Raw genomic sequence first — 21941 nt, 5'->3', positions numbered from 1 at the left:
GCCGCGTTGGTTGAAACTTCGAATGTCACGGTTCGGCCACTGCCGCACGTGCCCGCTCCCGCGCCCATACGGTGACCGCACTCGCACCAGTCCCCTGGGGGTCACCATGTCTCAGCAGTTCCCGCCGCCCGGCCAGCCACAGCAGTCCGGATACGGCTACCCGCCCCCGCCACAGCCGAAGAAGTCGAGCGCCGGGAAGATCGTCGGATTCTCGTGCCTGGGCATCGTCGGTCTGGTCGTACTCCTCGGCATCATTGGGGCCCTGCTCGGAGGCGGCAGCGACGACAAGGCGGCGAAGGATCCGGCCGCACCGTCAGCGCCGGCGAAGCAGCCGGAGACCCAGCCGTCATCCGCGGCGCCGGAAAAGAAGGCGGCAGTAGGGGTGGATGCGAAGAAGGCGGCGTTCAAGCCGTCCGTGCTGGCCCAAGGTGACGGCTACACGAGCGTGTCAGTCACCGTCACCAACAACTCGTCGAAGCCGATCAACGTCAACCCGCTGTACTTCACGATCACCGACACCGCGGGCACCAAGCACACCGTTGAACTGGCTGTCGACGAAGACCAGATCGGCACCGTCGATCTGGCCCCCGGCGAGAACATCACCGGCAGCATCACCGGCAAGGGGAGCTTCACCGCCAAGTCCGTCGCCTATACCGACGGGCTGATCGGGAAGGCCATCATCGCCAACGTCTCGTAGAGCACAGCAGAACGCCCGCCCCCGCGATACAAGGGGCGGGCGTCTTTGCGTCTCCGGAGACCTCTGCCCCGAGCGTCAGGCCGGACGGCGCATCCCCTGCGCCATCCGATGCAGAGTGAGCAGCCCCGGCGCCGACTGTGCGAGGTCGGCCTCCAACTACTTACCCATGACGACGGCCACCTTGACGGCGAGCGGGGCCGGGTTGGGCGCACCCATCGCATCCAACGACTCCCTCAGCGGGCGCGTCGCCTCCGCCACCGCGGCGAGGACGGCGTTCGCCTGGGCCGCCATCTTCAGCGTGAACTCCGACGGCGGCGTCGGCTGCTGTGGGGACTGGTGCCGGGCGACCTGCCGCAGGGCGCGGTCGGCGTTCGGGTACGGGCGGTACGGCATAACGGCCCCCTCGGGTGGCCTCGGTGCGGCGGGGCGGTCAGGACCAGCTTCGAACTTCGTGTCCGTCAATCACTCGAAGAACGACATGCCCGGCTGGCATGGGCTTCGCCAGGTCAGCAGGAGCGTCGGAACCGTGCGTCAACTCCCAAGCCGCATCGGCGAGAATGACGCCCACTACCCAGCCCGCCACTCCCCAGCCCACATGGATGAGCAGCCACATCGGTACTTCCATAACGCCTCCTTCGGGTGGCTTCAGTGTGGCAGGGCGGTCAGGCGGCCTGGCGGGGCGCGAAGTCGAGGACTGCGTGCCACATGTCGGTGGGATCCATCACCGGCTCGTAGGCGGCAATCCGGTAGCGGGTCTCGCGGCCCCTGTTGGCGAGCAGCATGAAGTCGCCCTCCTTCATGCGCGGCCCCCAGCCAGTGACATGGAGACGCTGGCCGGAGTCGACGACCTTGGTGATCGAGTAGTCGTGACCCCAGCAGCGCTTACCGGGGCCGAAGTCGTGGGTGGTGGGCTCGGGCATGACGGCCTCCTCGGGCGGGGCTTCAGTGTGGCGGAGTTGTCCGGTCCGGTGCTGGGGAACCGAACCGAACGACTACAGCGGACAGGCAGCGTCGATGAGCTCCTGTGCGCGGTCGAGGTGGATCCGGGCCTCCGCGGTCGTCCCCTCCCGCAGGGCCCGCTCGGCAAGCAGCAGCTCGGCCCGCCCTGCGGCGTACTCCTCGTCGTCGCCGATGGCGTCCAGCACCTCGGCGATCGCGTCGTTGATCCCCACGGCCCCTCCTTCTCTCAGTAGCGCTTAACGTCTTGTTAAGCGCTGGGATTTGAGCCCTCCGCGGAGCCATCCGCGACGCCTCGTTCGCGGCGCCGGCGCGTCACGTACCGATGCAGGTCTCCGAGGATGACATCGGTCAAACTCCGCCCCTCGGCGGCGGCTTCCGCCTTGGCCGCCTGCCACAGGTCGTCGGGTACGCGGATGTTCCGGAGTGGCGTCTTGCCTGTAGCAGGTCGGGCCATGTCTCCCCCTCGTGAGTGTGGGTACAGAAACTAGCATCCATCTGCGAGAGGAGCTTGACAAGGGCGCGTCGCGAGAGCATTCTGTAGGTACAGAAACAAGCGGCGAGCAGGGGAGACGGAAATGAAGGTCTACAAGCGCACCGAGAACGGCAACACCACCTTCGTCTCCCTGAAGGAGGGGGCGGCGGAGATGAGCCACGCCCAGATGGACGGCAAGCGCCACGTTCGTGAGATGTTCGCCGGTAGCACGGGAGCGCGGATCACCTACCACGACGGCCGCAGGGTCATGCTCCTCAAGGTGGACGCCCCGGAGGAGGAGGCCATCGTCGCCGACACTAAGTCCGAGCAGCACTGCACGCCGGTCGCGGGCGGCAAGGTCCACACCCTTATGCCGGGTGCGACCGAGGACGACCCGTTCCCGTACTGCCGCACTGGCGGAAGTACCAACCTGGGCACCCGCTACCGGGTCGTGGCCGCTGAGCTGACGTGCACGACCTGCCTCACCTACAAGGCCCGCACCAAGGCTGCAGCGTGAACGCAGAGATCTCACAGGCAGGGCAGCGGACGGTTGCCCTGCCCGGCTCGGACCTCTTCGAGACCGTCCGCCGCAAGCTCCTCGACGACCTCGGCCACGTCCAGGTCGACCGCCGCGGACAGGAGCGCATCTACCGGCCGCGCGCCGAGCTCCTCGCAGAGGTCGTCACTCCCGAGACGTTCGTGATGGTCCTCGACTGGCTGTCATCCACGCGCCGCAGCGCCCTCACCACGAAGCGGGCCTACGTCGACGACATCCGCCGCTGGGCCGTCTACGCCCAGGAGATCGGCCACGACCGCTACTACATCGGCTGCTTCACCCAGGACCACATCCGAGCCTGGCGCATCCGCATGGAAGCCAAGGGCACCCCGAACACGACGATCGCCCGGTACCTGCGCGCCCTGTCCTCCCTGCACGTGTATGCCGGCGAGCGCATGGACCTGCCCCGGAACCCCGTCACCCAGGACGACCGGCCGCGCATCGACAGCGGCAACACGTCGCGGAGCACGCCCGTGCTGGAAGTCGAGGAGATCCAGGCCGTCGCCGCTCAGGCGAAGGACGAGTTCGACCTGCTCGTCGTCACCCTGCTCTACACGCTGGCCGGTCGGGTCTCCGAGATGTGCTCCGCCGACGTGACCGACCGCATCGAACGCGGACGCCGCTCATTCGTCGACGTGACGCGGAAGGAGCACAAGGAGCGAATCCTGCCGCTCCCGCTCACCGTCGCGGAACTGCTCGATGCTCACACAGTGGGCCGGAACGAGGGTCCCCTGCTCCTCGACGCCGACGGCCGTCGACTGGACCGGCACGACGTCACCCGGCTACTCACCCGTCTGGGCAGGAAGGCCCGCGTCCTCACCTGCTCCAAGGTAGACGGCCCTGAGAAGCACTCGTTCGACAAGTGCAAGGTCTGCCGAAAGCTGACCCCCCACGTCCTGCGCGCATCCCGCATCACCCACATGCTCGACGCCGGGGAGCCGCTGGCCGAGGTCCAGGCCTTCGCCGACCACGACAACCCGGCCACCACCGTCGGGTACTGGAACCGGCGGAACAAGGGCCAGCGCAATGCCGCCCACGTGGACGCCGCCGAGGCAGTGTTCGCTGACGTCGTGCCGCAGTACCGGCGCTGAGCAGGCGATACGGCATCTTATCTGGGCTCGACTCCCCCAACGGGGCTGCGGTTCGTGGGGGTTATCGCAGAGTCGCCCCCCGCAAGGCACAGCAGAACGCCCCCGCCCAGAGGGGCGGGGGCTCATCGCACTCCAGTTCTCTCACACGTCGTGGTGGATGAACTCGCGGGCCTTCTCGGGGATCGGCTCGGCCGTTGGCGGCTCCATGCCGACGGAGCGGATGTAGCCGTGAAGTTCTCGCACCCGGGCGATCAGGTAGGTGATCGCGACGCCAGCGCCTTCGAGTCGTCGATTCTGCGCGCCGGTGGTCGCCTCAAGCTCGGTGATCCTCAGCCCCTGTCGTTCAATCTCGCCGTTCATACGGTCGGTGACCGCGGTGAAGTCGTCGCGCTTCTCCTGCCGGGGTGTGCGGCGCGCGGCCCGTACCGCCCACACGCCGCTCAGGCCGGTCACGGCTGACACGCCTATCGAGGCCCACGTCTCAGCATTCATACGGGGGTTCCGCTCTCTTACGGCGGGGCGGCTCGGGCCATCCCGCGACCACCAGGACGGGGACGGTGATGACCGTCCATACCGCTGCCGACACCCAGCCGCGGGGATACTCCCCGGACAGCCAGGCCACCAGGTACGTCGCAGTCCAGGGGACGACGATCAGTACGAGGGCGAGGAAGGCGGCAGCGTCTCGGCCCGGCGGGGCCCATGCGCATACCAGAGCGATGGCGCCGGCGACTATCCAGCACCAGGCCCACCTGTCGAGCGGCATCGCCCGCAGGAGTAGGGCGAGCCCACGTTGGTCGACTTGCGGGGTGACGAGCTGCGCGTAGCCGTATAGCAGCCAGACGAGTCCGTAGGAGGTGAGGATGGCGCCGCGGCGGCCCAGCTGTCGACGCAGCCGCCGGGCCGCACGGCACCTCACCTAGACCGCCTGCGGGGCGGAGGGCTTGACCGGGCTGGACTGCTCGATCGACAGACGGCCGATCGGCGCTTCGACCTCGCGGTGCTCGACGATCGCGAGGATCGCCGCGACGGCGGACATCCAGCCGGCCTGCTCGGTGGCGGTCATGTGGAGGCCGAAGCCGACGAAGAGGGCGAGGGCGGCCTGCGCGAGCTGGAGGATCGCGGCGCCCGCGGCGCCGGTCTTCAGCACGATCGCGGATATGGCCGCGACGATGCAGGCGAGAAGGGTGTTGATGAGGGTCTGCTGCGTCTCGGAGACGTCGAGGCCGTATGCCGCGCCGAGCTTCAGGAAGATGGCGATGGCGCCGAGGATGTAGACGGGTTCTCTTCCGAACAGCTTCATGTGAGGGCCTTTCAGGCGGTGGTGGAGGGGGTGCCGGTGACTGCGACGTCGACGTGGATGACGGCGTCGGCGATGGCCTGCCGGACGGCGGCGACGACGGTGTCGGTGTCGACGTCGTGTGCCTGACCGAGCTGGGTGGCGAGGGCGGCGACGGCGGCGTTGGTGGCGGTGTTCTGGCGGGTGAGGATCTCGATCTGCGTGTTGTGGATCTTGTCCTGCCAGGCCATGACGTCCTCGACGGCCACCGGCCTGCCCGTTGCCGCGTTGGTCACCTTGTGGCTCCAGACCGCGGTGGCGATCTCCTGGGGCGTGGGCATGTCGTCCTCCTCTAGCAGGGCCCAGGCGCGCAGTTCTTCGCGGCTGGACAGGGGGCAGTAGTCCTTGTCGACCGGGTTGTCGCCGTACTGGTGGAACATCCACGGCGCCTTGATCCCGGGGTCGCCGGCCTTGCGGCCCGCGGTGGCGATCCACAGGAAGTCGCCGTAGTGGCCGGTGTTGTCGACGTTCTTCCAGTAGTCGACGTTGGCGTACATGCCGACCCGGTGGCCCGGCATGCGGGCCTTGACATACCTCAGCCACGCTTCCTTGTAGGCGAGCTGGCGGGCCTTGGAGACGCCCTGGTTGGCGTTGTCGTAGCCCTCCCAGTCGAGGACGATCAGGTCGCCGGGCTGCCAGGCGACCTGCTTGAGGAAGAAGTCGGCCTCCTCCGACGGGGAGTTGGCCATGTGGGGGTAGTGGTAGGCGCCCCAGACCAGGCCGTTCCTCTTGGCGTGGGCGCGCTGGCGGACCCACTTGGGGCTGGTGTACCCGAGCCCTTCCGTGATCTTCGTGAAGACGAAGTCGATGCCGGCGATGCTCGGCTCGGTCCCCTGGTAGGACGCCCAGTCCTGTCCGTAGATGCCCATGGTTACCAGCCCTTCGGTAGGCGCCGCTTCGGCTTGGTCGGGTCGTCCGGGAAGTCAGCCGCAGGCGCCGGTTCCGGGGTGCAGGGGCATGTGCCGTTCTTGTCCGGGCCGGCACATGCCGCCTGGTGGACGAGGGAGGCAAGAGCGGGGGTGAGGGCGTGGTCGGCGCACGCGTACACGGGGATGGTGCTGTCGGTGGGCGACAGCGGGGGCAAATCGGGAGCGGCGGGCCCGCTGGCGGCGGCCGAGGCTCGGCGTGAGGTCTCCGCGGCGCGGGCGGCATTGAGCTCGGTGCTGGTAGGCCGGCGCTTCCATTGGACGACGGCGGGCTCCCCGCACTTGCAGGTGATCATGCGTGCTCCCAGATGACGTACATCATCGACGCGCCCTCGTTCACGTAGGCGGTCGACAGGGAGCCGCCCGAGTTCTGGCCCCCAGCAAGTTCGACGTAGTCGCCGACGTTGAGGTAGAGGGTGTGGGTGACCTCCGGGATGCCCATCAGCGTTCCCGCGCCGGTCAGCGTTGCCGCGCCCTGGATGTAGTTGGCGTTGAGGTGGACCCGGCAGCCGCGGGACCCTGTGCCGTTCACGGCGAATGCGGCCCGGCCGGCTATCCGGTACCAGCCGGCGAGCTGGCAGGTGTATCTGGAGGTGTTGCTGACGGTGGAGTGTCCGCCGTATGTGTCGATGGTCTCCGTGTCGAAGGTCAGCACCTGCCAGGTGCCGTTGGCCACGGACTGCACGACGGTCTGTATGCCGATGAACAGCGGTTTGTTCGCCAGGAACGTGAGCCCGTTGTAGACGTTGGCGTTCCAGAGGGCGCCGGTGACATAGCCTCCCGGGCTGACGGAGGCAGGGTTAGGTGCGGCAAGAGGCATCGGCCCTCCCGGGGGCTAGTAGGCGAAGGCGATCTCGTCGAACTGGCTGGTGGCGTCCCAGGTCGTCGGGTCGGTGATCCCGGCTGGCAGGGGTTCGCAGATCACGTCGCCTGCCGTGTGAGCCTTGGTGGTGGCCGCGGTGAGGGTGAGGGTGGCTGTGGTCCAGCCCGCCGTCGTCGTGCCGACCGATGAGACGGTGACGGTCTCCTGATTGGCGGTGTTCTGCCCGAGGACGAGCTGCTGTCCGAACCCGAGCTGCGTGGCGAGCGGGTTCACGGTGTCCGCGCTGGCGTTGACGACAATGCTTGTCACCCCCGAGGTCACCGACGACTGCAGGGTCGTGTGCCAGCTCGCGAAGAGAGCGTAGGGCGTCGTGTCGACCGGTGAGCATTGCAGGGTGACGAATGCCTCCCCGCGGTCATCCATGTCCCATTTGATCGATTCGACGAAGCAGTCGGCCTGGATCGCAGGGACATTGGGGGGACGGCGCATGACGCGGATCCTGGTGCCCAGCTCCAGCCCGAGGACGGCAGGCCACAGAGTCGGCATGGCGGAAGGATGGAGCTTCAGGCTGGTCACGCGGGTGGCGGGCTGCTTGTACCTGGACAGCAGGTAGTAGGCGGCGTCCTGGCATTCGGCCACGGATGAGGTGTTGACCGTGCGGGTCAGGGTGCGCGGGAAATAGGCGGTGATGCTGGCCGCGTCCTGCGCTGCGAACACTTGGCCCGTACTGGCCTGGGTGACGGTGACCTGGTTGGCGAGCCGAGTGGGGTCGTAGTCGAGTTTGCATTCCTCGTAGGGGTACTCGCCCAGGTCGGCGCGCTCTCCGAACGTGAGTGCGGCGGTCATGGCGTTGTACCGGGCGGACCGGGACCGGAAGGTCAGGGTGCCGTCGGCAGCGGCGTAGTGAGCCCCTCCCTCGGTATCGACCACCGCCTGCAGGGCAGACAGTGCATCCTGCCCCCCGAAAAGGGCCGGTCCCATAGAGGTCGTCAGGCCGGTCTGCAGGCTCGTTTTCCCTGTCCAGCCCCCGTATCGCAGGATCCGCTGGTACCTGGCGGTGGAGGACTCGCCTGTGAAGGAGCTCTTCCAGGCGCTGTACAGGCCGGCGATCTGAGCACCGGTGCTGACCCAGCCCTGCAGTTCCCCTGCGAAGGCGAGTTCGCCTTTGAAGTTTTGGTAGGTACCGCCACCGACGCCGCTATCGACCCATCCGCCGAGATTGTCGCTGATCAGGCCTGTCGGCGTGTACGTGGTGGGCACCGACCCGACGTAGGCCGCGATGGCCCCGTCGATACTGAAAAGGACCTGCTGTGTCGCCAGGTTGTATCCGAACAGCACCCAGTGCCAGTTTCCGTCCGCGCAGTTCGGGGTGCCGGCGGGGGCGTACAGGGTCCCTGCCCCCGTGGGGCCGGCCAGCCAGAAGCGGGGGACGCCCGTGTTGTCGAGGCTGAGCCAGATCCTGGAGCCGGTCGGGACACCACCGGCACGCTGGCCATCCATGCATGTCCACATGTAGGCGGCAGCCGTGGGAGTGGGACCGGTGTACCTGAACGCCAGCGTCCGGGCCCAGGACGTCGGGTCGGCTGGGCCTGTGATCCCTGCCTGCGTCAGCTTGAGATAGGTGGCCGGGCTGGGGATGGTGGTGCCCGGGTTGGGGTTGTCGATGGTGACGACAGTCCCCGAGCTGCCGATGAAGCCACCGTCTGGGTCGCTAGAGGCAATCTGTGAGCCGAAGGCGAGGCTGCCGGCCCCGTATTTGGAGGTAGCGATCTCCGCCTGATCGTAATTGCCGGTGGAGTCACTTGCCCCGTCAGAGCCCTGCGGGTCGTCCAACTTGTACAGGAAGCGGGGGTTGTGCGAGTCGATCTCTTGGGTCAGGGGATCCGACAACTTGACCTGTGACAGGAGAGCGAACGCGTCGACGCACGTCGGGCCGATCGTGCCGTAGACGCCCTCACGCCAGTCCGACGGCCAGCGCTCAACCCAGCCGTTGTACAGCGTGTAGCAGACGCCCGGCGCAACCCATGGGGTGGCTGCCGCCCCTTTCTCCAGCTGCCAGCCGTCGACCTGGATCGAGCAGGTCGCGCCAGCCGTCGCCGCGATCATGACTCCGGCGTCGAGGCCTGCCGCGTTCGCGGGCGCGGTCGCCGTGACCGTGATGTAAGTCCAGGCGGCCGTTGAGGAGCCCGTCAGGGTGCTGCTGGAGCTGTACGTGAAGCCGGTAGCAGTACCGCCCGTCGTTGCGTTGTACCAGCCAATGCCAGCCTTGACCTGCAGTGAGGTCGCTGCCGTGACGTTCCTGACGCGCATCTGCAGGGTGTACGTCGCGCCGGGAAGCACGGACGGCTGTGTCGTGTGGCAAATGCGCCCCGAGGCGGTAGCGCCTGACGTGACGCCCGCCTGGAGGACCGTGATGCCCATCCAGGGGGACGCACTGAGTGTGATGGCGCAGGATCCCGAGGCGTCTGTGTCGCTGAAGATGCTGTCGGCCGCCAGCGTGGAGCCGATCGCGTAGCCGCCCTGGTCGCCGCCGGTCGCTGCTGTCTGCGAGCAGAGATTGAGGGTGGGCGGCCACTGGGCGCGCTTGCGGAACGGCTGGTACGGCAGGATTCTCCCGGCGAAGGGTGAGCTCGCGTTCGTCGGGTCGAGCAGACCATCGACGTTGGCGAAGGTGGCGTTGAGTTCGCCCGAACGGACCTGGTCCAGCTCGTACTGGCGTCCGCGGCTGATCCCGGACCCTCCTCGGCTCCGGTCGCTCAGTTCGACGTAGCGGTCGTTGAGGACGCCGCTGCTCGCGTTCCAATACGGCCCCCAGGCGTCGTCGATGAGGGGCCAGTTCGGGTTGATGCCGCCACCGAAGGGGGTGCCGATGTGGCTGATCGTCGCGGTCATGCCCGCTACCTCGGTAGCGCCGGCTGACGTCTGGAATGCGAAGGTCATCGCCACGGCCGAGGCGGCCCAGCTGTACGCGGAGGAAGTCCGCTGCGTCCACGTACAGCCGTCGGCGGAGGTGTCCGCGTACCAGGTGCCGGCGGATTCGCGGATCCGCCACCAGCGGTGCGTGTGCGGGTCGTAGATACCGAGCGCGGTCGTGACCGTGGTACCCGCGGTCTGCAAGGTGAACTTCAGGGAGCCGGCCTCGGCGCGCACCGCGACGGAGTTGTTCGCGTCGACCCGCAGAACGAGGGCGGTCTTCGTGCTGCCGTTGCCGTTCGGGGCGGCGGTGACCTGCGCGTACACGCTGCTGGCGGTCGCGTCGTACAGGTTCGTCGCCCCGAATGAGTTGGTGGCCCCGCTGGTCGTCGGGTGCGCGAGCGTTACGACGTCGGCGGTGGTGTCGAGGGTGGCCGTACCGGTGATCGAGTTCCACAGGGTCGTGTTGAGCGTGGCCGCGGTGAAAGCGTCGACGAGGGTGGAGATTTTGGGGTTCGGCATCGCGCCTCCTGGCTGTGGTGGGCGCCAGGAGGCGCGACGATGAGGGGATCAGCGCTGGTAGGGGGTGTAGGTGGTCGAGTTGCGCATGCCGAGCCGCAGCATCTGCTCTTCGACGGTGTCGCGAAGGTCGCGCTCGGCGAGGACGCTGCCGTGCACGACCACCGTCACGTTGGCGACCGGCCCGGACACGCCGCTCCCGCCGCCGGCGAGGGCGAAGCCCCCGGAGGTGATGGACGGGCCGGCGATCCGCTGCTTGGCGAGCTGCCCGGCCAGTCCTCGCACGGACGCCACTGGCCGGTGGGCGTGGTCGTCGATCCCCTGGGCGACGCCCTCGGAGATGTTGCGGCCGACCTGATCGGCGAAGACCCGCGACGGAGACTTGATGCCGAGGAAACTCTTCGCCGAGGACAGGGCGTTCGCGGCCAGGTTCTTCAGGCTGCTGTACAGCCATCCCGCGCCGGCGCTGACGCCGTTGACGATGCCCCGGACGATCGCGACGCCGATGTCCCAGAACCAGCCGCTGACCTGCTTCACGGAGTCCCAGGCTCCGCGTAGGCCGCCGCGGATGGAGGCGCCGATCCGGTCCATGGTGGCGTTGATCGTATTGTTGGCGTGGATCAGCGGCGTGATCATGGAGTCGCGAATTCCGGCCCAAATCGACCCTGCGGATGACCGAATTCCGGACCAATTGCTGCGCAGCCAGCCGGAAATTGAACTCCAGGCAGAAGTCAGCCAGCCCCAGGCGGTCAAAATTGGCGTAATTATCGCACCTTGGATTCCGCCCCATATTAGGCTCGCGCCAGCCTTTATGAAACTCCAGGCCTGCATCAAATACGCGACCGTAATGTTCCAGGCGCTGACCGCTGTGCCGACGATCGACGAATGGAAATGGTTCCATATCGACATAATCAGGGCGACAGCAGGAGCGAAAATGACCAACAGGAGCGGCCACCAGTGACGGAAGAATGCGGTAATCCCCCCCCAGATTGACACGGTGGTCCGCGATAGCCAATTCCAGCCCATGACGATTGGGTCGACCAGCAGGTGCCATCCCGCGACAAAAAATGCGGAGAGTCCGCGCCAGGCTGCGGAAATTGTCGCAACTATTCCGCTCCATATTGCCGAATTCTTGCTGGTGAAGTCACGCCAGCGCCCGACGATGAAATCGACAGCGACTTTCGTGACTGACTTGATCCACGCCCAGACCGTGTCCCAGTGAGTGGCCAGGAGGACGATCGCCGCGATCACAGCGACCACGCCGAGGATGATCCAAGTGACGGGGTTGACCGCGGCTGCCGCGGCCATCGCGTACAGCGAAGCCGTGAACGCTGCCATCGCCGCCACGAGGACGGTGCCGATCACCACGGCGAGGGCGATCGCGGCTGGCTTGTTCCGCTCGAAATAGGTGATCACGGCGAGGATCACCGGAATGAGCTTCAGCCCGATCGTGATCGCCGCCGTGGTCACCGCCTCCTTCAGGCGGCCCATCTGAACGTTGAAGGACTTCTGGGTCAGCTCCCAGCCCTCGACATCCTTCGACGCATTGTTGAAAGAATGCGATACCTTCTCAACGCGATCCTTGAAACCCTCCGTGTTCTCCCCGGTGAGCTGCAGGGTCGTATTGAGGCCGATCGCGCCGCCGGTCATCTTCTTGATGGCCTCGGTGTACGTCTGGGCGGCCGGCCCGCCCCTCTTCAACTCTGCCGAGAATCCGTTGGCCTTGTTCTGGAGCGTGGCGTACTGGCTGAGCAGGTTCGCCTGCTCCGGTGGGAGCCCCTTCAGTTCCTTGCGCCATTCAGCCAGCGAGATCGACCCCGAGCTGTACGAGCGGGCGAGTTCCTGGATGCTCGGCGGCATCGACTTGATCATCGTCTCGGCGTTCTGAGCCGCCTGCTTGGTCTTGTTGAAAGCGTCGAGCAGGACCGTGCCCGAGGGCCCCATCTTCGACAGGACCGTCGTCGACAGCAGGTCGAGCGTGCCGGTCAGACCGCGCTCGCCGAGCCGGGTCGCCACGTCTGTCGAGGACAGGCCCAGCCTCTGCATCTCCTGGACCGCGACATTGTTCGGTGCGGCCAGCTGCCGGATCGTGGACGCGAGTTCCTGCGTGGCCTCGCGCGCCGACGTACCGTGCTGCGACAGGGTCGCGATCGCGCCGCCGACCTCCGCGAAACTGACCTTGTTCGCAGAGGCGATCGGGATGACCGTGGCCAAACTGGCCGAGAACTCCTGCATGGTCATCTTGCCTTCGCCGGCCGCGGTCTTGAGCGAGTTCATGACCCGGACCGAGTCCGACGCTTCAAGGTGGTACGACGCCATCACGGAGGTCATGGCGTTGGTGACGTCTTTGAGGTCGGCGCCTTCCTCGCGTGCACCCTGCGCCGCAGCCTTCAGAACCTGCAGGCCATCGCCGGCGCGGTAGCCGGCCTTCTCGACCTGGTACATGCCCTCCGCGAGCTGCCCGGTCGACGTACCGGTGTTGCGGGCCAAGCTCATGACCCCGTCGGAGACCATCTTCAGCTTCGACTGCGACTCGCCACACGCGGTCACCAGCAAGTTCATCTGCTGCTGGAAGTCACCCGCAGCCTTCACGCCGTAGGCGACGAAAGCGAGCCCGACGACGGTGGTGGCGGCACCGACCTTGGTCAGGAGGCCCTGCACGCCACCCATGCGGGCCATGAAGGACTCGCCGCCGCGGCTCGCAGCGGCCATGCCGGCGGTGAACTGGCTCGTCTCGGCCCGGAGGCGAACGAAGAGGTCGGCGACTTCAGGCATGGCCACCGCCTCTCGTCGTCAGCGGTGGTGGATCAGATGCGGGGCCAGCCGACGCGGTAGACGGTCACGTACAGCTGAGGGGCGACGACGGTGATCCCGAACCTGTAGGCGGGCTTCAGGAACGGATACGTGGCGCCATTGCGGAGCCCGCTCTCAAGCGCCAAGCCGTATTTGCTGGCCGGCGTTCGGCCGTAGGGCGGGGAGATCCCCACGCCCGTACCCACCTTTGTTTCCCAGCCTGTACCGCTCGGCATTACCGCGTCGTGGGTGATGGAGCGTCGAAGCGTTCCCGAGATGACCGCCGGTCCGGATCCAGGGCTGGCCGGGGTGGGGGTGCCCCGACGGTGGGACCCCGACGAGGCGTTGACCTTGGCCTGACGCTCGATCGCGTTGGCCAGTTGAGTCAGGAATGTCTTCGACTTGAGCTGCCCATCCGCTGCGATCTCCGTGAACAGGGCGGTGAACATGCCGGGGCGAAGCTCGTGCATGTCACCCCCCGGCGGCCCTGTCCGCCTTGGCCTGGGCCCGCTCGTTCTCTTGCCGCTCGTGTTCGCCGATCATGCCGACGATGTCGAGGCAGTAGCGGCGCACGTACATGGGGGTTGCCTGGAGTTCGTCCCAGGACCAGTGCATGCGCCGCATCAGGATGAAGTCGGCCCATTCGGCAGGGCAGTCGTCGCTGCCCCACGTCCCCTCGATGATCGATTCGATCGGGAGGAGGACGTCCTCGTAGTACGGGGATCCGGGGCCTACTGAGGGTCCGCGACCTGGGCGATTTCCTCCATGACGCTCTTGATGATGCGCATCGGCATCTTGGCGACGTTCTCGGTCGTGATCGCGCCGAGACGGGGCTGGTCGCCGTCCTGGCTGAGCGACTCGAAGAGGGCGACAGGGTCAGCGTCCTCCGCGATCTCCAGCGGCATCGCCTCGGAGCCGTCGTAGACCTTCCAAGCGACGATCACGCGGGCGAACACCTCATACATCGCCTCGTTCGCGTCCGCCTGGTCGATGGGCTGCCCCTGCTCATCGAGCGGGACATCCCTGGGTGTCAGGACGTTCTGCGGCAGCAGCTGAGGGTTCCGCATGAGAACGGAGACGTCCTCACCGAGCTCCGGGAACTTGAGCAGGACGAAGGGGTTGGCGTAGCCGGACATGGTGATCTCCAGTGTTGAGGGCGTCGAGGGCGTCAGACCCTGGCCGTGCCGTGACGCCCTCACGTGCGGCACGGCCAGGGAGTTGAGGGGCTAGTAGGCCGAGGTGACCCAGTTCTTGAGGACGACTTGGATGGCGCCGGCGTCGGCCGAGTTGTAGATGCCGCTGATCTCGAAGTCGGCGCTCACGTAGGTGCCGGACTTGTCATAGCCGCCCTTCGACCAGCCAGGAGTGGTCGTAGTCAGCGTCAGGGAGGCGCCGCCAGCGGTGACGGGCTGGGTGAGGACTGCGGTCGTCGGCGACGTCTGCAGCGCCTGCAGGTACAGGTTGTAGTCCGTGTCGTTCTCGTAGATCGCCTTGTACTTGACGTCCGCATCGAGCACGCCCGAGAACACCTCGCGGGGCTGCTGAGACCCGTTGGACGCGTGGATGGCGTCCGTGGACCGCTTCAGCGTCAGGTCGTAGGACAGGCCGCGCGTGGAGGATCCGCCGGCGTTGGTCATGGCCCACTGCCAGCCGAGCATCGGCTGCACGCTGGTGAACGTGGGCGCGGCCAGGCCGGTCTGGACGGCGGGGATCCATCCGGTCAGCTTGGCGTCGAGGGTGGCCATGCCCTTCGGGTCGATCTTCAGGCCGACCTCGGACAGCATGCAGCCCGGGTAGCCCCACGTCTCGAAAACGTTCTGGTCGACGAAGGAGTAGGTCGGCTTCGCGACCGAGGTGGACTGCTTGAAGGTATGGGTGGTCTGCGCCACCACCGCGACGCTCGACGAGTGGGGCAGCGTCAGCCCGGTCGCCGGCGTCGTGATCGGGATCGTGTACGGGCCAGACCCGGAGGGGGTTCCGGTGATCGCGTACTCCGCGTTGCCAGCGGTGTCGATGCGGATCGTCGACCCGGCCGGGATCGTGGCAGCCGTCGAGATCGATGAGGCGCCGGCGATCGTCGAAGACGACAGGGTCGTGGCGACGCCGGCCGTGACCGTGTCCGGGCCGATGATCCGCAGGAAGTACCCGAGGCAGTCCGGGTAAGCGGCCAGCTCAAGGCTCGCGGAGGTCTCTCCCACGCCCTGGTACAGGCCCTGGAGATTCGTGTCATTGGCCCGGTAGGAGACGTCCTTCAGCTGCGTGTACTCGACGTTGAAGTCCGACTTGGTGACGGGCAGATAGAACGTCGGTGCGAGGAACGTGCCCTGCACCGACTCCTTCGCGATGCCGACCCATCCGAGCCGAGAGAGGAGCGTCACGACGGCTCACCTCCCTCATCTTCGGCAGTCTTCTTGCCGCGGGTCTTGGCCGGAGCCGGGGTCTCGGGGGCGGCCGTCCAGCCGTCCAGGAGCTGCGGATAGTCGACGGTGTCGCCCGGTTCGACGCTGTACGGCGGCTGCTCGGGCTTGCTGTCGGTGGCGGGCGCGGCTGCGAAGTGCCAGGCCTGCCCGGTGTCGTTGCGCTGGCGCACAGGGCTCTCCCGAGGTCGGGGCGTGGGAAAGCCCCCGGCCAGACGGCTGGGGGCTCGTGGGGAGGGTCAGCCGCTGATCTCGATGTCGTCGGCCGAATAGCTGATGCTGCAGGTCAGGTCGGCGTTGCCGCGGAGCGACGGGTCGGGGTCGGCAAAAACGACAGAGACCTCGGCCGGGTCCTCGGCCACGCTCAGGAAGCGGCCGCCGTGGGTCTTGTCGAGCATCAGCCCGCCGATCCGCTGCAGGACGAGATCCACGGCGTTGTCGAGGGCCTGCTGGGGCTCCTCGGCGGATCCAGAGGGGGAAGACGCCGGCCAGGTGATCTGTAGCTCGAAGTTGTACCGGGCCATCCGCCGAACGTTCGCGGTACGCACCTCTTGGATGCGCCGCCGCATCACGTACAGCTGCCGGCGCCGTTGGATCGGGGTACGTGGCAGGTAGCCCTGAAGGACATCGAACGGCCCGTCCTGGGCCGCCAGGAGTGCGGGAAGCCCGTCCTCGGGGTCGAAGGCGGACAGCCAGGCCGTCTCTCGGGCGACCGCGTCGGCACTGCTCACGTCGCCCCCTTCATGACCGCTGGTAGTAGCAGAGGATGGCCTCGGCCTGCGCGGCCAGGACACCGCGGTCGTGACCGAACTGGGTGCCGGCCGGGTCGATCTCGCCGAGAGCGAGGCTGGCCGCCAGCAGCTTGCAGGCCCGGCCCAGATCGGCCGGGGTGGTGGAGTAGCCGCCGTCGTAGAGCACGCGGATTAGTGAGCCGGGTGGCAGGAACGTGCCGAGGGAGAACCAGACGTGGCCTGAGTCGTTTTCGGCGCCGAGTAGGGATGCCGCTCCCACGATCTGCGAGCCGCCGTAGGAGCGCAGCAGCGTGACCTGCAAGTTCGAGTACGTCCACATCTCCGGGTAGCGGGGAGCGTATTCGTTGAGCCACACGTGCCGGACCTGGTCGCCGCCGCCGAGCGCGGCTGCGTAGGAGCGGCCGACGGTGGCCTGCAGGTCCAGCGGCATGGATCCCGCGTCGGAGAGTTCGTCCGGGTCGATGCCCGTGGCCCGGTGTGACTCCGGGACCGCGGTGAACGGTGCGAGGCGCCGGCCGGCGATGCCCTCGCACTGGCGGGTTGCCTCGATCATCAGCTGGGCGAGGATGTCGGCGTCGTAGTCGCGGACCAGGTCGGCGAACTGGCCGGCGGCCATGTCGGACGCTGTGGCCAGCGGTGCCGGCGAGTCCGCGGCCATCGGCTACTCCGGCTTGCTGGCGGCGGTCTTGCGGGCCGCGGTCTTCTTGGCGGGCGGCGTCTCGACGTCTTCCGCCTTGGGGTCGACCTCGGACAGTTCCTCGCCGTCTGACGGGTCGCTGTCCTTCGGTTCGTCGGCCTTGGCCTTCTTGGTCGGGCGGACGACCTCGCTGAATCCGGCGTCGGGAATGGCCATCAGCGCGGCGATCTCTTCGGCGTTGTCGATCTCGACGACAGCGCCGTCCTCCGGCCAGACGTGGCCGAAGCTGTCGGCGCCGGCTGCCGCCTTGCGGATGAGAGCCATCAGGCTCCTCCTTAGGTGTGGGGCGGGTGCGCCAGCTCCGGCTGGCGCACCCGGCGAGGGGTCAGCTGGACAGGGTCGTGGTGACGCGGGCGAGCCTGCCCAGGTACTTCGTCGCCCGGACCGCGAGGGTCGTGTCGGAGACGATGGCGTAGGGCAGCTGGTCCGCGCCGTTCACCGTCGGATAGACATCGAGCGGAGTGAGCTCGCGGACGTAGGGCCGCACCACGAAGTTCGGGTCGCGGGACATCAGATAGATGTTCTCCTGGCCCGCCGCCGACGGCTTCGCAGAGGCGTTGGTGCCGACGTAGGCGGCCGGGCCCTGGGCAGGAACGGTCGAGCCGTTCTTCGGGGTGAGCTTGGCGCCGTCGTCCACGATCGACACGGTCAGGACCGGGGTGACCCCGTCCGCCGCGACACCGACGACCGCGTCCACGTAGCCGAGGAGCGTCTCCGTGCCGGTGGCGGTCGACCGGTAGACCTTGTAGAGGTTGGGCTGGGAGCCGTCCAGGCCTGCCGGGGTGGAGAAGGACAGGGTGACGGTGGACGTGGCGCCGGTGGTGACCTGCGAGACCTCCGTGGACGGCTGGAGCTCGCCCTGACGGGCGATGACCGGCACCACCTGGTAGTAGTACGTGGCCGCGGCGAGCGTGCCGCCAGTAGTGGCGGTCGCCGTGGTGACCGCGCCCATGGCGAAGCCGCGGGCCGACAGGAACGAGGACTTGATGATCGGGACGTCTCGGTAGGTCGGGACGTTCAGGCCGCCAGCGACCTCGACGCGGTCGGCGAACCGCTGCTGGGCCTGGAGCAGCTGCGCGACCTTCGATGCCGCGGTCGGAGACATGACCAGCATCCACGACTTGTCCTGGACGGCCATGGCGGCCTGCTGCTCGACCATGTCGATCAGCTTGTCGAGCGCGCCGAGCGACATGGCGGCATTGAAGTCGATCGCGTTCTGGTTGGTGCCGGAGTACGTCGAGACGAGGCTGTCGACGCCGTCGAACTGGGGGTAGGCGCCGTACTGGGTGCTGCCCGCGTTGCCCCAGAGCATGGCGTTCTCGATGTCCCAGTACAGGCCCTGGATGGAGCCCTCGATTTCCTGCTGCTTCAGGTCCTGGACGAGGCTGCGGGTGACGGCCTGGGCGTAGCCGGTGACCGCGCCGACGGCCTGCATGTTGCGGATCGGGAAGCTGTTCTGCAGGTAGGTGCTGTTGGAGACCGGCCGGGCGCCGCCGTCGGTGACGAAGCCGCCGGTAGCCCGCTGGGTCCGCTGGTTGAAGTAGTAGACCGTGGAGTCCCACTTCTTGGCGGTGACAGCGCGCACGAGCGGCGCGTACCGGCGCTGGTACTCCAGCAGCATCGGGTCGATGACGGTGTTGACGAGGGATGCGGCACCCGCGGCGGTCAGAGCCTCGCGGAGTTCAGCCTGAGACATGGTGTTGCCTTTCGGAACGTGGTGGGTACGACGAAGCCCCGCGCGGGGGCGGGGCTGGGTGACCATCACTGCCGGAAGGCACCAGCCGGCGGCTGGCGGTCAGGGAAGCGTGAGGGGTTGGTCAGCCCTGGGAGGGCTGCCGGTTGCCGAGGATCGCGCCGACGATGGTGCTGCCGCCGGTCTGGCGCCACTCCTCGTCGCTGTACTCGTGGAGGGGCTTCTGCGGCCAGCCCTCCGGCAGGCCCGTGCCAGTTCCGGCGGCCGTGGACTCGGCGACCGGGGCAACGAGGCCCTTGCGGGAGGGGCCGCCCGTGGTCTCGACGTGCTCCTGCACGGCCGCAGGGAGGGCCTTGGCGATGCCCTCCTGGACCAGGCGGGCGATTCGCGCGTCCTCGGTCTCCGTGACCTCGGCCGCAGCGGGAGCCGCTTCGGCCACCGGCTCGGCGGGCGCGGACTCGACCGCGGCGGGCGCCGGCTGCGGGGCGACTGCAGCGAGGAGGGCCTTGAACTGGTCGTCGGTGAGGTGGACCCCGCCCGCGGCGGGGACGGCCGCCGCCTCGGCGGCCGGGGTGGTGGACTCCGCCATGGCGGTCTCCTGTTCCTGGGTGGTCTCGGCCGCCGGGGATTCCGTGGCCGGGGTTTCGGGGGCGGTCTCCATGGCGTCGTCGTCCTCCAGGTCCGCGTTGACGGCTGCCGACGTGTCGATGTCGGCGTCCATGTCCGGGTCGATCGCCGCGATGGCCTGGCAGGCGCCTGCCATCGCGGCGCGGCCGACTGCGTCGAGGTCGTGGGGGTCGACGCAGTACGAGGTGACGGTGACCGTGGTCGGCCCGTTGGTGAGGCTGACCGACATGGATCCGCCGTGGCCTGGGTCATCAGAGAAGCCGAGGCACTCGGCCATGGCCTCCGAGACCTGACCGATCGGGTCGATCAGCCAGCCCTCCTGCGCTGCGACCTGTACGCCGTGGCCTTTGAGGGACTTGACGATGCGCTGGCGGACACGCTTGAGCTGCGCGGACGTGTAGTTGCGGGCGGTTTCGGTCTCGTGGACGCTGACCCACGCAGCCTTGGCCTGCGCCTTGGTGTCGAGGGGGAACCGCTTCCCCTTGTCGGCCTGGTAGCCGGAGTCGGCGTAGATGCCCGCCGACTCGACGGCCGCCGATTCGGCGGCTGTTTCGCTGACGGTATGCACCAGCGCCTCCTGTACAGACTCGGTGATGAACACCCGGCCATCGGGTGCAGACTCCGCCGGCTGGCCGCCGGCAGGCGTGTAGGTGTCGACGCGGGCTCCTGGGACACCCGGCTTTCTGGTGAAGTCCAGACCGTCGATTTCGAGGTCCGGGGCGGTCTCCACGGGGGCGCCATCAGGGCCAGTCTCGCGACGGACCTTGCCGACCCAGGCGCCACGGATAGAGACGCCGCGCAGGAACGGCGGCCCGTCCGAGTCGTCGACAAGCGCAGCGATCGTGCGGCCGGGCCCGGTGTCAGCGATGGACGCGGCGTAACGGGCTGCACCGTTTTCGTCCTGCTCAATCGCGGTGATGCGGCCGACGATCTGCGTCGAGTCGTCATCGGCGGCATGATGCGAAAGCATCGTGAGTGGAAACTCACCCTCGGCGAGGCGCTCCTTGGCGCGCGCGACGGCCTTGCCGATGTTCTCCACCGTGTAGCGGCGCCCGTTGCGGCTCACGCCGGGCTCAAGGGCGACGCCAGTGATCGTTCCGATGGAGGCCATGTCTCACCGTCCGATCGGGGAGAAGGGCTGGCTCATGGGCTCCTCCAGGAGGTCAGGTCATCCAGGCCGCGAAGTGGGCGAGGGACACGTCGGCGGCGTAGCAGCAGCGGCAGATCGGGTGCAGGGGCATCCGCGGCTGGTCGCCGATATGCCAGGGGTTGCCTGACTCGGCATCGATGCAGGCGCTGCAGACCCTGCCGTCGCCTGCGGTGATGATGTCGATCTGCAGGACGCCTTCGGCCCGGTACAGGGCGAACGCGCCTTCGTCGGCTGCGGTGGTCATAGCCCAGTCGACGGTGAAGGCCACCGCGGCGTCGTCGGCGGTGAGGACGTCCATGGCCGCGTCGATCATCTCGTCGCGGGTTAGGCCGGCTTCCATGCCGTCGGCGAGGACGCTGCCGAGGTCTCCGGCGGCGCCGTCGAGGGTGCGGGCGAGCCAGCCGTCCGCGTCGGCCCACAGTTCGTCGAGGCGTTCCATCGACCGGTAGGCATCCTTGAAGGCGATGTTCCAGTCGAGGCCGATCTGGGCTCCGCGTTCGGCTGCGATGGCGACCGCGTTGACCATGCCCTCAGCCCGGCCCGCGGCGATCGCGTCCCGCAGGGCCTGCCGAAGTTTCCCGAAGCCGGCGACGTCGACGAGGGCGTACAGCATCTTCTTCGCCGTGGCGAGTGCCTCGGCGCGGATCCGCGCCCAGTCCGGACCGCGTGCTTCCGCGACGCCCATGCGAAGCCTGAACTCGTCGACCGCAGCCGCGACGGCCGCGCGGTCGATGAGAGGCCGCCATGCGACGCCGATGGCCTTGGCATGCTTGGCCTGCTGCTCTTCGCGACGCTGGAAGAGCAATGCCCACATGCCTTCGAGGCGGCCGAGGTCGATGGTCGCTCGGAGAATGTCCGGGTCATCTGCTGCCTCGGCTGCGATCTGCACCGCGGTCTCGCAGGCCACCTGAACGCGTTCGGTCATCGGCCCGCCCGACATGGCCCAGCCGGCCGCGAACGCCTCGCGCGCCACCGAGTCCATGGGGTGTGCGAAGGTCGTATCCGCGCGGTCGAGGCCGTGGACAGCTGCCAGGGCGGTGAACTCGACGTCCTGGGCGGGCAACCGGTCGAGCGGGGCCGTCTCTTCGGGCTCCAGATACGTCAAGGAGAGATGGGCCGTGTACCCGTGGTCACGCGGGATCTCGATGCCGCGCTCGTAGAGGGCGTCGAGAGTGTCGCGGCGCAGGTCCTCAAGGTCTGGGGAGTCGACCAGAGCGACCAGGACGTCTTTGTCGCCGCCGGTGAAGCGGGCCAGGCCGGCCAGCTTCCCGGTGAACGGCTTCCGCTCGGCCAACTCTTGGGCGACCTGGTTGAAGGGCTCGGCGTCCACCTCGTCAGCGTTCCCGAGGTAGGCCACCGTGACGTGCAAGTCCTCGGCTGGAAGACCGCCTTCGACGGCGAGCTCCTCGGCGAGTTCCGGCGGCGGGTAGAGGGCGATCATGCAGCCGTCGGAATAGTCCGGAGACGCCACGCCGCCCCCTTTCCTCAGCCGATGCGCTTCTTGATGAGCGGGGCCACG

At 67.9% G+C, this 21941-nt stretch carries 25 protein-coding genes; 3 read left to right on the top strand and 22 right to left on the bottom strand.

The annotated features are described in order from the left end of the window. The first annotated feature begins 106 nt into the window (after positions 1–106). Positions 107–697 (top strand): DUF4352 domain-containing protein, encoded by a 591-nt coding sequence (locus tag AB0M92_RS19250; RefSeq protein ID WP_366103404.1) that lies wholly within the window; start codon positions 107–109, stop codon positions 695–697. A gap of 156 nt (positions 698–853) precedes the next feature. On the opposite strand, the gene AB0M92_RS19245 is transcribed toward AB0M92_RS19250, so the two are convergent. From AB0M92_RS19245 to AB0M92_RS19235, 3 genes are all read right to left on the bottom strand, one after another. Further along, a complete protein-coding gene (locus AB0M92_RS19245) occupies positions 854–1090 on the bottom strand; it encodes a hypothetical protein (RefSeq protein WP_366103403.1) in 237 nt (78 codons plus the stop codon). Between the two features lie 269 nt (positions 1091–1359). Then, complete coding sequence (locus AB0M92_RS19240; RefSeq protein ID WP_366103402.1) at positions 1360–1617, bottom strand: hypothetical protein; 258 nt, start codon at positions 1615–1617, stop codon at positions 1360–1362. A 72-nt stretch (positions 1618–1689) separates the two neighbouring features. Next, positions 1690–1869, bottom strand: a complete 180-nt coding sequence (locus tag AB0M92_RS19235; protein WP_366103401.1) for a hypothetical protein — start codon at positions 1867–1869, stop codon at positions 1690–1692. A gap of 363 nt (positions 1870–2232) precedes the next feature. Between AB0M92_RS19235 and AB0M92_RS19230 the strand changes: the two genes are divergently transcribed. Then, positions 2233–2646, top strand: coding sequence for a hypothetical protein (locus AB0M92_RS19230; protein ID WP_366103400.1), 414 nt, complete (start codon positions 2233–2235; stop codon positions 2644–2646). Then, positions 2643–3776: a tyrosine-type recombinase/integrase gene (locus AB0M92_RS19225; RefSeq protein ID WP_366103399.1), complete on the top strand. Its 1134-nt coding sequence runs from the start codon at positions 2643–2645 to the stop codon at positions 3774–3776. The genes AB0M92_RS19230 and AB0M92_RS19225 overlap by 4 nt, the downstream gene beginning before the upstream one ends. 141 nt (positions 3777–3917) lie before the next feature. On the opposite strand, the gene AB0M92_RS19220 is transcribed toward AB0M92_RS19225, so the two are convergent. From AB0M92_RS19220 to AB0M92_RS19130, 19 genes are all read right to left on the bottom strand, one after another. After that, positions 3918–4229 carry a hypothetical protein gene (locus tag AB0M92_RS19220; protein WP_366103398.1) on the bottom strand — a complete coding sequence of 104 codons (312 nt, stop codon included), beginning with the start codon at positions 4227–4229 and terminating at the stop codon, positions 3918–3920. Between the two features lie 28 nt (positions 4230–4257). Further along, positions 4258–4692 (bottom strand): hypothetical protein, encoded by a 435-nt coding sequence (locus AB0M92_RS19215; protein ID WP_366103397.1) that lies wholly within the window; start codon positions 4690–4692, stop codon positions 4258–4260. After that, positions 4693–5076 (bottom strand): hypothetical protein, encoded by a 384-nt coding sequence (locus AB0M92_RS19210; protein ID WP_366103396.1) that lies wholly within the window; start codon positions 5074–5076, stop codon positions 4693–4695. An 11-nt stretch (positions 5077–5087) separates the two neighbouring features. Next, positions 5088–5981 carry a glycoside hydrolase family 25 protein gene (locus tag AB0M92_RS19205; protein WP_366103395.1) on the bottom strand — a complete coding sequence of 298 codons (894 nt, stop codon included), beginning with the start codon at positions 5979–5981 and terminating at the stop codon, positions 5088–5090. Between the two features lie 2 nt (positions 5982–5983). Continuing rightward, a complete protein-coding gene (locus AB0M92_RS19200) occupies positions 5984–6334 on the bottom strand; it encodes a hypothetical protein (protein WP_366103394.1) in 351 nt (116 codons plus the stop codon). Continuing rightward, entirely contained in the window at positions 6331–6858 is a 528-nt protein-coding gene (locus AB0M92_RS19195) for a hypothetical protein (protein WP_366103393.1), read from the bottom strand. Before AB0M92_RS19195 ends, AB0M92_RS19200 begins: the two co-directional genes overlap by 4 nt. 15 nt (positions 6859–6873) lie before the next feature. After that, positions 6874–10296: a hypothetical protein gene (locus AB0M92_RS19190; RefSeq protein ID WP_366103392.1), complete on the bottom strand. Its 3423-nt coding sequence runs from the start codon at positions 10294–10296 to the stop codon at positions 6874–6876. Between the two features lie 48 nt (positions 10297–10344). Continuing rightward, positions 10345–13068 (bottom strand): phage tail tape measure protein, encoded by a 2724-nt coding sequence (locus AB0M92_RS19185; protein ID WP_366103391.1) that lies wholly within the window; start codon positions 13066–13068, stop codon positions 10345–10347. A 32-nt stretch (positions 13069–13100) separates the two neighbouring features. After that, complete coding sequence (locus AB0M92_RS19180; protein ID WP_366103390.1) at positions 13101–13556, bottom strand: hypothetical protein; 456 nt, start codon at positions 13554–13556, stop codon at positions 13101–13103. A gap of 1 nt (position 13557) precedes the next feature. Continuing rightward, positions 13558–13710: a hypothetical protein gene (locus AB0M92_RS19175; RefSeq protein ID WP_366103389.1), complete on the bottom strand. Its 153-nt coding sequence runs from the start codon at positions 13708–13710 to the stop codon at positions 13558–13560. A 107-nt stretch (positions 13711–13817) separates the two neighbouring features. Then, on the bottom strand, positions 13818–14222 hold the full coding sequence (locus tag AB0M92_RS19170; RefSeq protein ID WP_366103388.1) for a hypothetical protein: 405 nt from the start codon (positions 14220–14222) through the stop codon (positions 13818–13820). A gap of 90 nt (positions 14223–14312) precedes the next feature. Then, on the bottom strand, positions 14313–15464 hold the full coding sequence (locus tag AB0M92_RS19165) for a phage tail tube protein (RefSeq protein ID WP_366103387.1): 1152 nt from the start codon (positions 15462–15464) through the stop codon (positions 14313–14315). Then, a complete protein-coding gene (locus AB0M92_RS19160; RefSeq protein WP_366103386.1) occupies positions 15461–15676 on the bottom strand; it encodes a hypothetical protein in 216 nt (71 codons plus the stop codon). The genes AB0M92_RS19165 and AB0M92_RS19160 overlap by 4 nt, the downstream gene beginning before the upstream one ends. Before the next feature lie 66 nt (positions 15677–15742). Next, positions 15743–16234 carry a hypothetical protein gene (locus tag AB0M92_RS19155; RefSeq protein ID WP_366103385.1) on the bottom strand — a complete coding sequence of 164 codons (492 nt, stop codon included), beginning with the start codon at positions 16232–16234 and terminating at the stop codon, positions 15743–15745. Between the two features lie 10 nt (positions 16235–16244). After that, entirely contained in the window at positions 16245–16913 is a 669-nt protein-coding gene (locus AB0M92_RS19150) for a hypothetical protein (RefSeq protein WP_366103384.1), read from the bottom strand. Positions 16914–16916: 3 nt separating this feature from the next. Next, positions 16917–17216 carry a hypothetical protein gene (locus AB0M92_RS19145; protein ID WP_366103383.1) on the bottom strand — a complete coding sequence of 100 codons (300 nt, stop codon included), beginning with the start codon at positions 17214–17216 and terminating at the stop codon, positions 16917–16919. 61 nt (positions 17217–17277) lie between these two features. After that, complete coding sequence (locus AB0M92_RS19140) at positions 17278–18648, bottom strand: hypothetical protein (RefSeq protein ID WP_366103382.1); 1371 nt, start codon at positions 18646–18648, stop codon at positions 17278–17280. A 121-nt stretch (positions 18649–18769) separates the two neighbouring features. Next, positions 18770–20383 (bottom strand): DUF6582 domain-containing protein, encoded by a 1614-nt coding sequence (locus AB0M92_RS19135; RefSeq protein WP_366103381.1) that lies wholly within the window; start codon positions 20381–20383, stop codon positions 18770–18772. Between the two features lie 52 nt (positions 20384–20435). After that, a complete protein-coding gene (locus tag AB0M92_RS19130) occupies positions 20436–21893 on the bottom strand; it encodes a 2'-5' RNA ligase family protein (RefSeq protein WP_366103380.1) in 1458 nt (485 codons plus the stop codon). Positions 21894–21941: the final 48 nt, after the last annotated feature.

The organism is Streptomyces sp. NPDC051582, assembly GCF_040681715.1.
Taxonomy (GTDB): Bacteria; Actinomycetota; Actinomycetes; order Streptomycetales; family Streptomycetaceae; genus Streptomyces.
Note: the sequence above shows the minus strand (reverse complement) of the source record. Positions and strands in the feature narration are given on the sequence as shown.

What these genes read in the sequence shown, in the direction of transcription:
- AB0M92_RS19135 (WP_366103381.1), bottom strand. Translation starts at nt 20,383, where the DNA reads ATGGCCTCCATCGGAACGATCACTGGCGTCGCCCTTGAGCCCGGCGTG.
- AB0M92_RS19140 (WP_366103382.1), bottom strand. Translation starts at nt 18,648, where the DNA reads ATGTCTCAGGCTGAACTCCGCGAGGCTCTGACCGCCGCGGGTGCCGCA.
- AB0M92_RS19185 (WP_366103391.1), bottom strand. Translation starts at nt 13,068, where the DNA reads ATGCCTGAAGTCGCCGACCTCTTCGTTCGCCTCCGGGCCGAGACGAGC.
- AB0M92_RS19145 (WP_366103383.1), bottom strand. Translation starts at nt 17,216, where the DNA reads ATGGCTCTCATCCGCAAGGCGGCAGCCGGCGCCGACAGCTTCGGCCAC.
- AB0M92_RS19250 (WP_366103404.1), top strand. Translation starts at nt 107, where the DNA reads ATGTCTCAGCAGTTCCCGCCGCCCGGCCAGCCACAGCAGTCCGGATAC.
- AB0M92_RS19195 (WP_366103393.1), bottom strand. Translation starts at nt 6,858, where the DNA reads ATGCCTCTTGCCGCACCTAACCCTGCCTCCGTCAGCCCGGGAGGCTAT.
- AB0M92_RS19180 (WP_366103390.1), bottom strand. Translation starts at nt 13,556, where the DNA reads ATGCACGAGCTTCGCCCCGGCATGTTCACCGCCCTGTTCACGGAGATC.
- AB0M92_RS19175 (WP_366103389.1), bottom strand. Translation starts at nt 13,710, where the DNA reads ATGCGGCGCATGCACTGGTCCTGGGACGAACTCCAGGCAACCCCCATG.
- AB0M92_RS19210 (WP_366103396.1), bottom strand. Translation starts at nt 5,076, where the DNA reads ATGAAGCTGTTCGGAAGAGAACCCGTCTACATCCTCGGCGCCATCGCC.
- AB0M92_RS19200 (WP_366103394.1), bottom strand. Translation starts at nt 6,334, where the DNA reads ATGATCACCTGCAAGTGCGGGGAGCCCGCCGTCGTCCAATGGAAGCGC.
- AB0M92_RS19205 (WP_366103395.1), bottom strand. Translation starts at nt 5,981, where the DNA reads ATGGGCATCTACGGACAGGACTGGGCGTCCTACCAGGGGACCGAGCCG.
- AB0M92_RS19150 (WP_366103384.1), bottom strand. Translation starts at nt 16,913, where the DNA reads ATGGCCGCGGACTCGCCGGCACCGCTGGCCACAGCGTCCGACATGGCC.
- AB0M92_RS19190 (WP_366103392.1), bottom strand. Translation starts at nt 10,296, where the DNA reads ATGCCGAACCCCAAAATCTCCACCCTCGTCGACGCTTTCACCGCGGCC.
- AB0M92_RS19245 (WP_366103403.1), bottom strand. Translation starts at nt 1,090, where the DNA reads ATGCCGTACCGCCCGTACCCGAACGCCGACCGCGCCCTGCGGCAGGTC.
- AB0M92_RS19170 (WP_366103388.1), bottom strand. Translation starts at nt 14,222, where the DNA reads ATGTCCGGCTACGCCAACCCCTTCGTCCTGCTCAAGTTCCCGGAGCTC.
- AB0M92_RS19240 (WP_366103402.1), bottom strand. Translation starts at nt 1,617, where the DNA reads ATGCCCGAGCCCACCACCCACGACTTCGGCCCCGGTAAGCGCTGCTGG.
- AB0M92_RS19230 (WP_366103400.1), top strand. Translation starts at nt 2,233, where the DNA reads ATGAAGGTCTACAAGCGCACCGAGAACGGCAACACCACCTTCGTCTCC.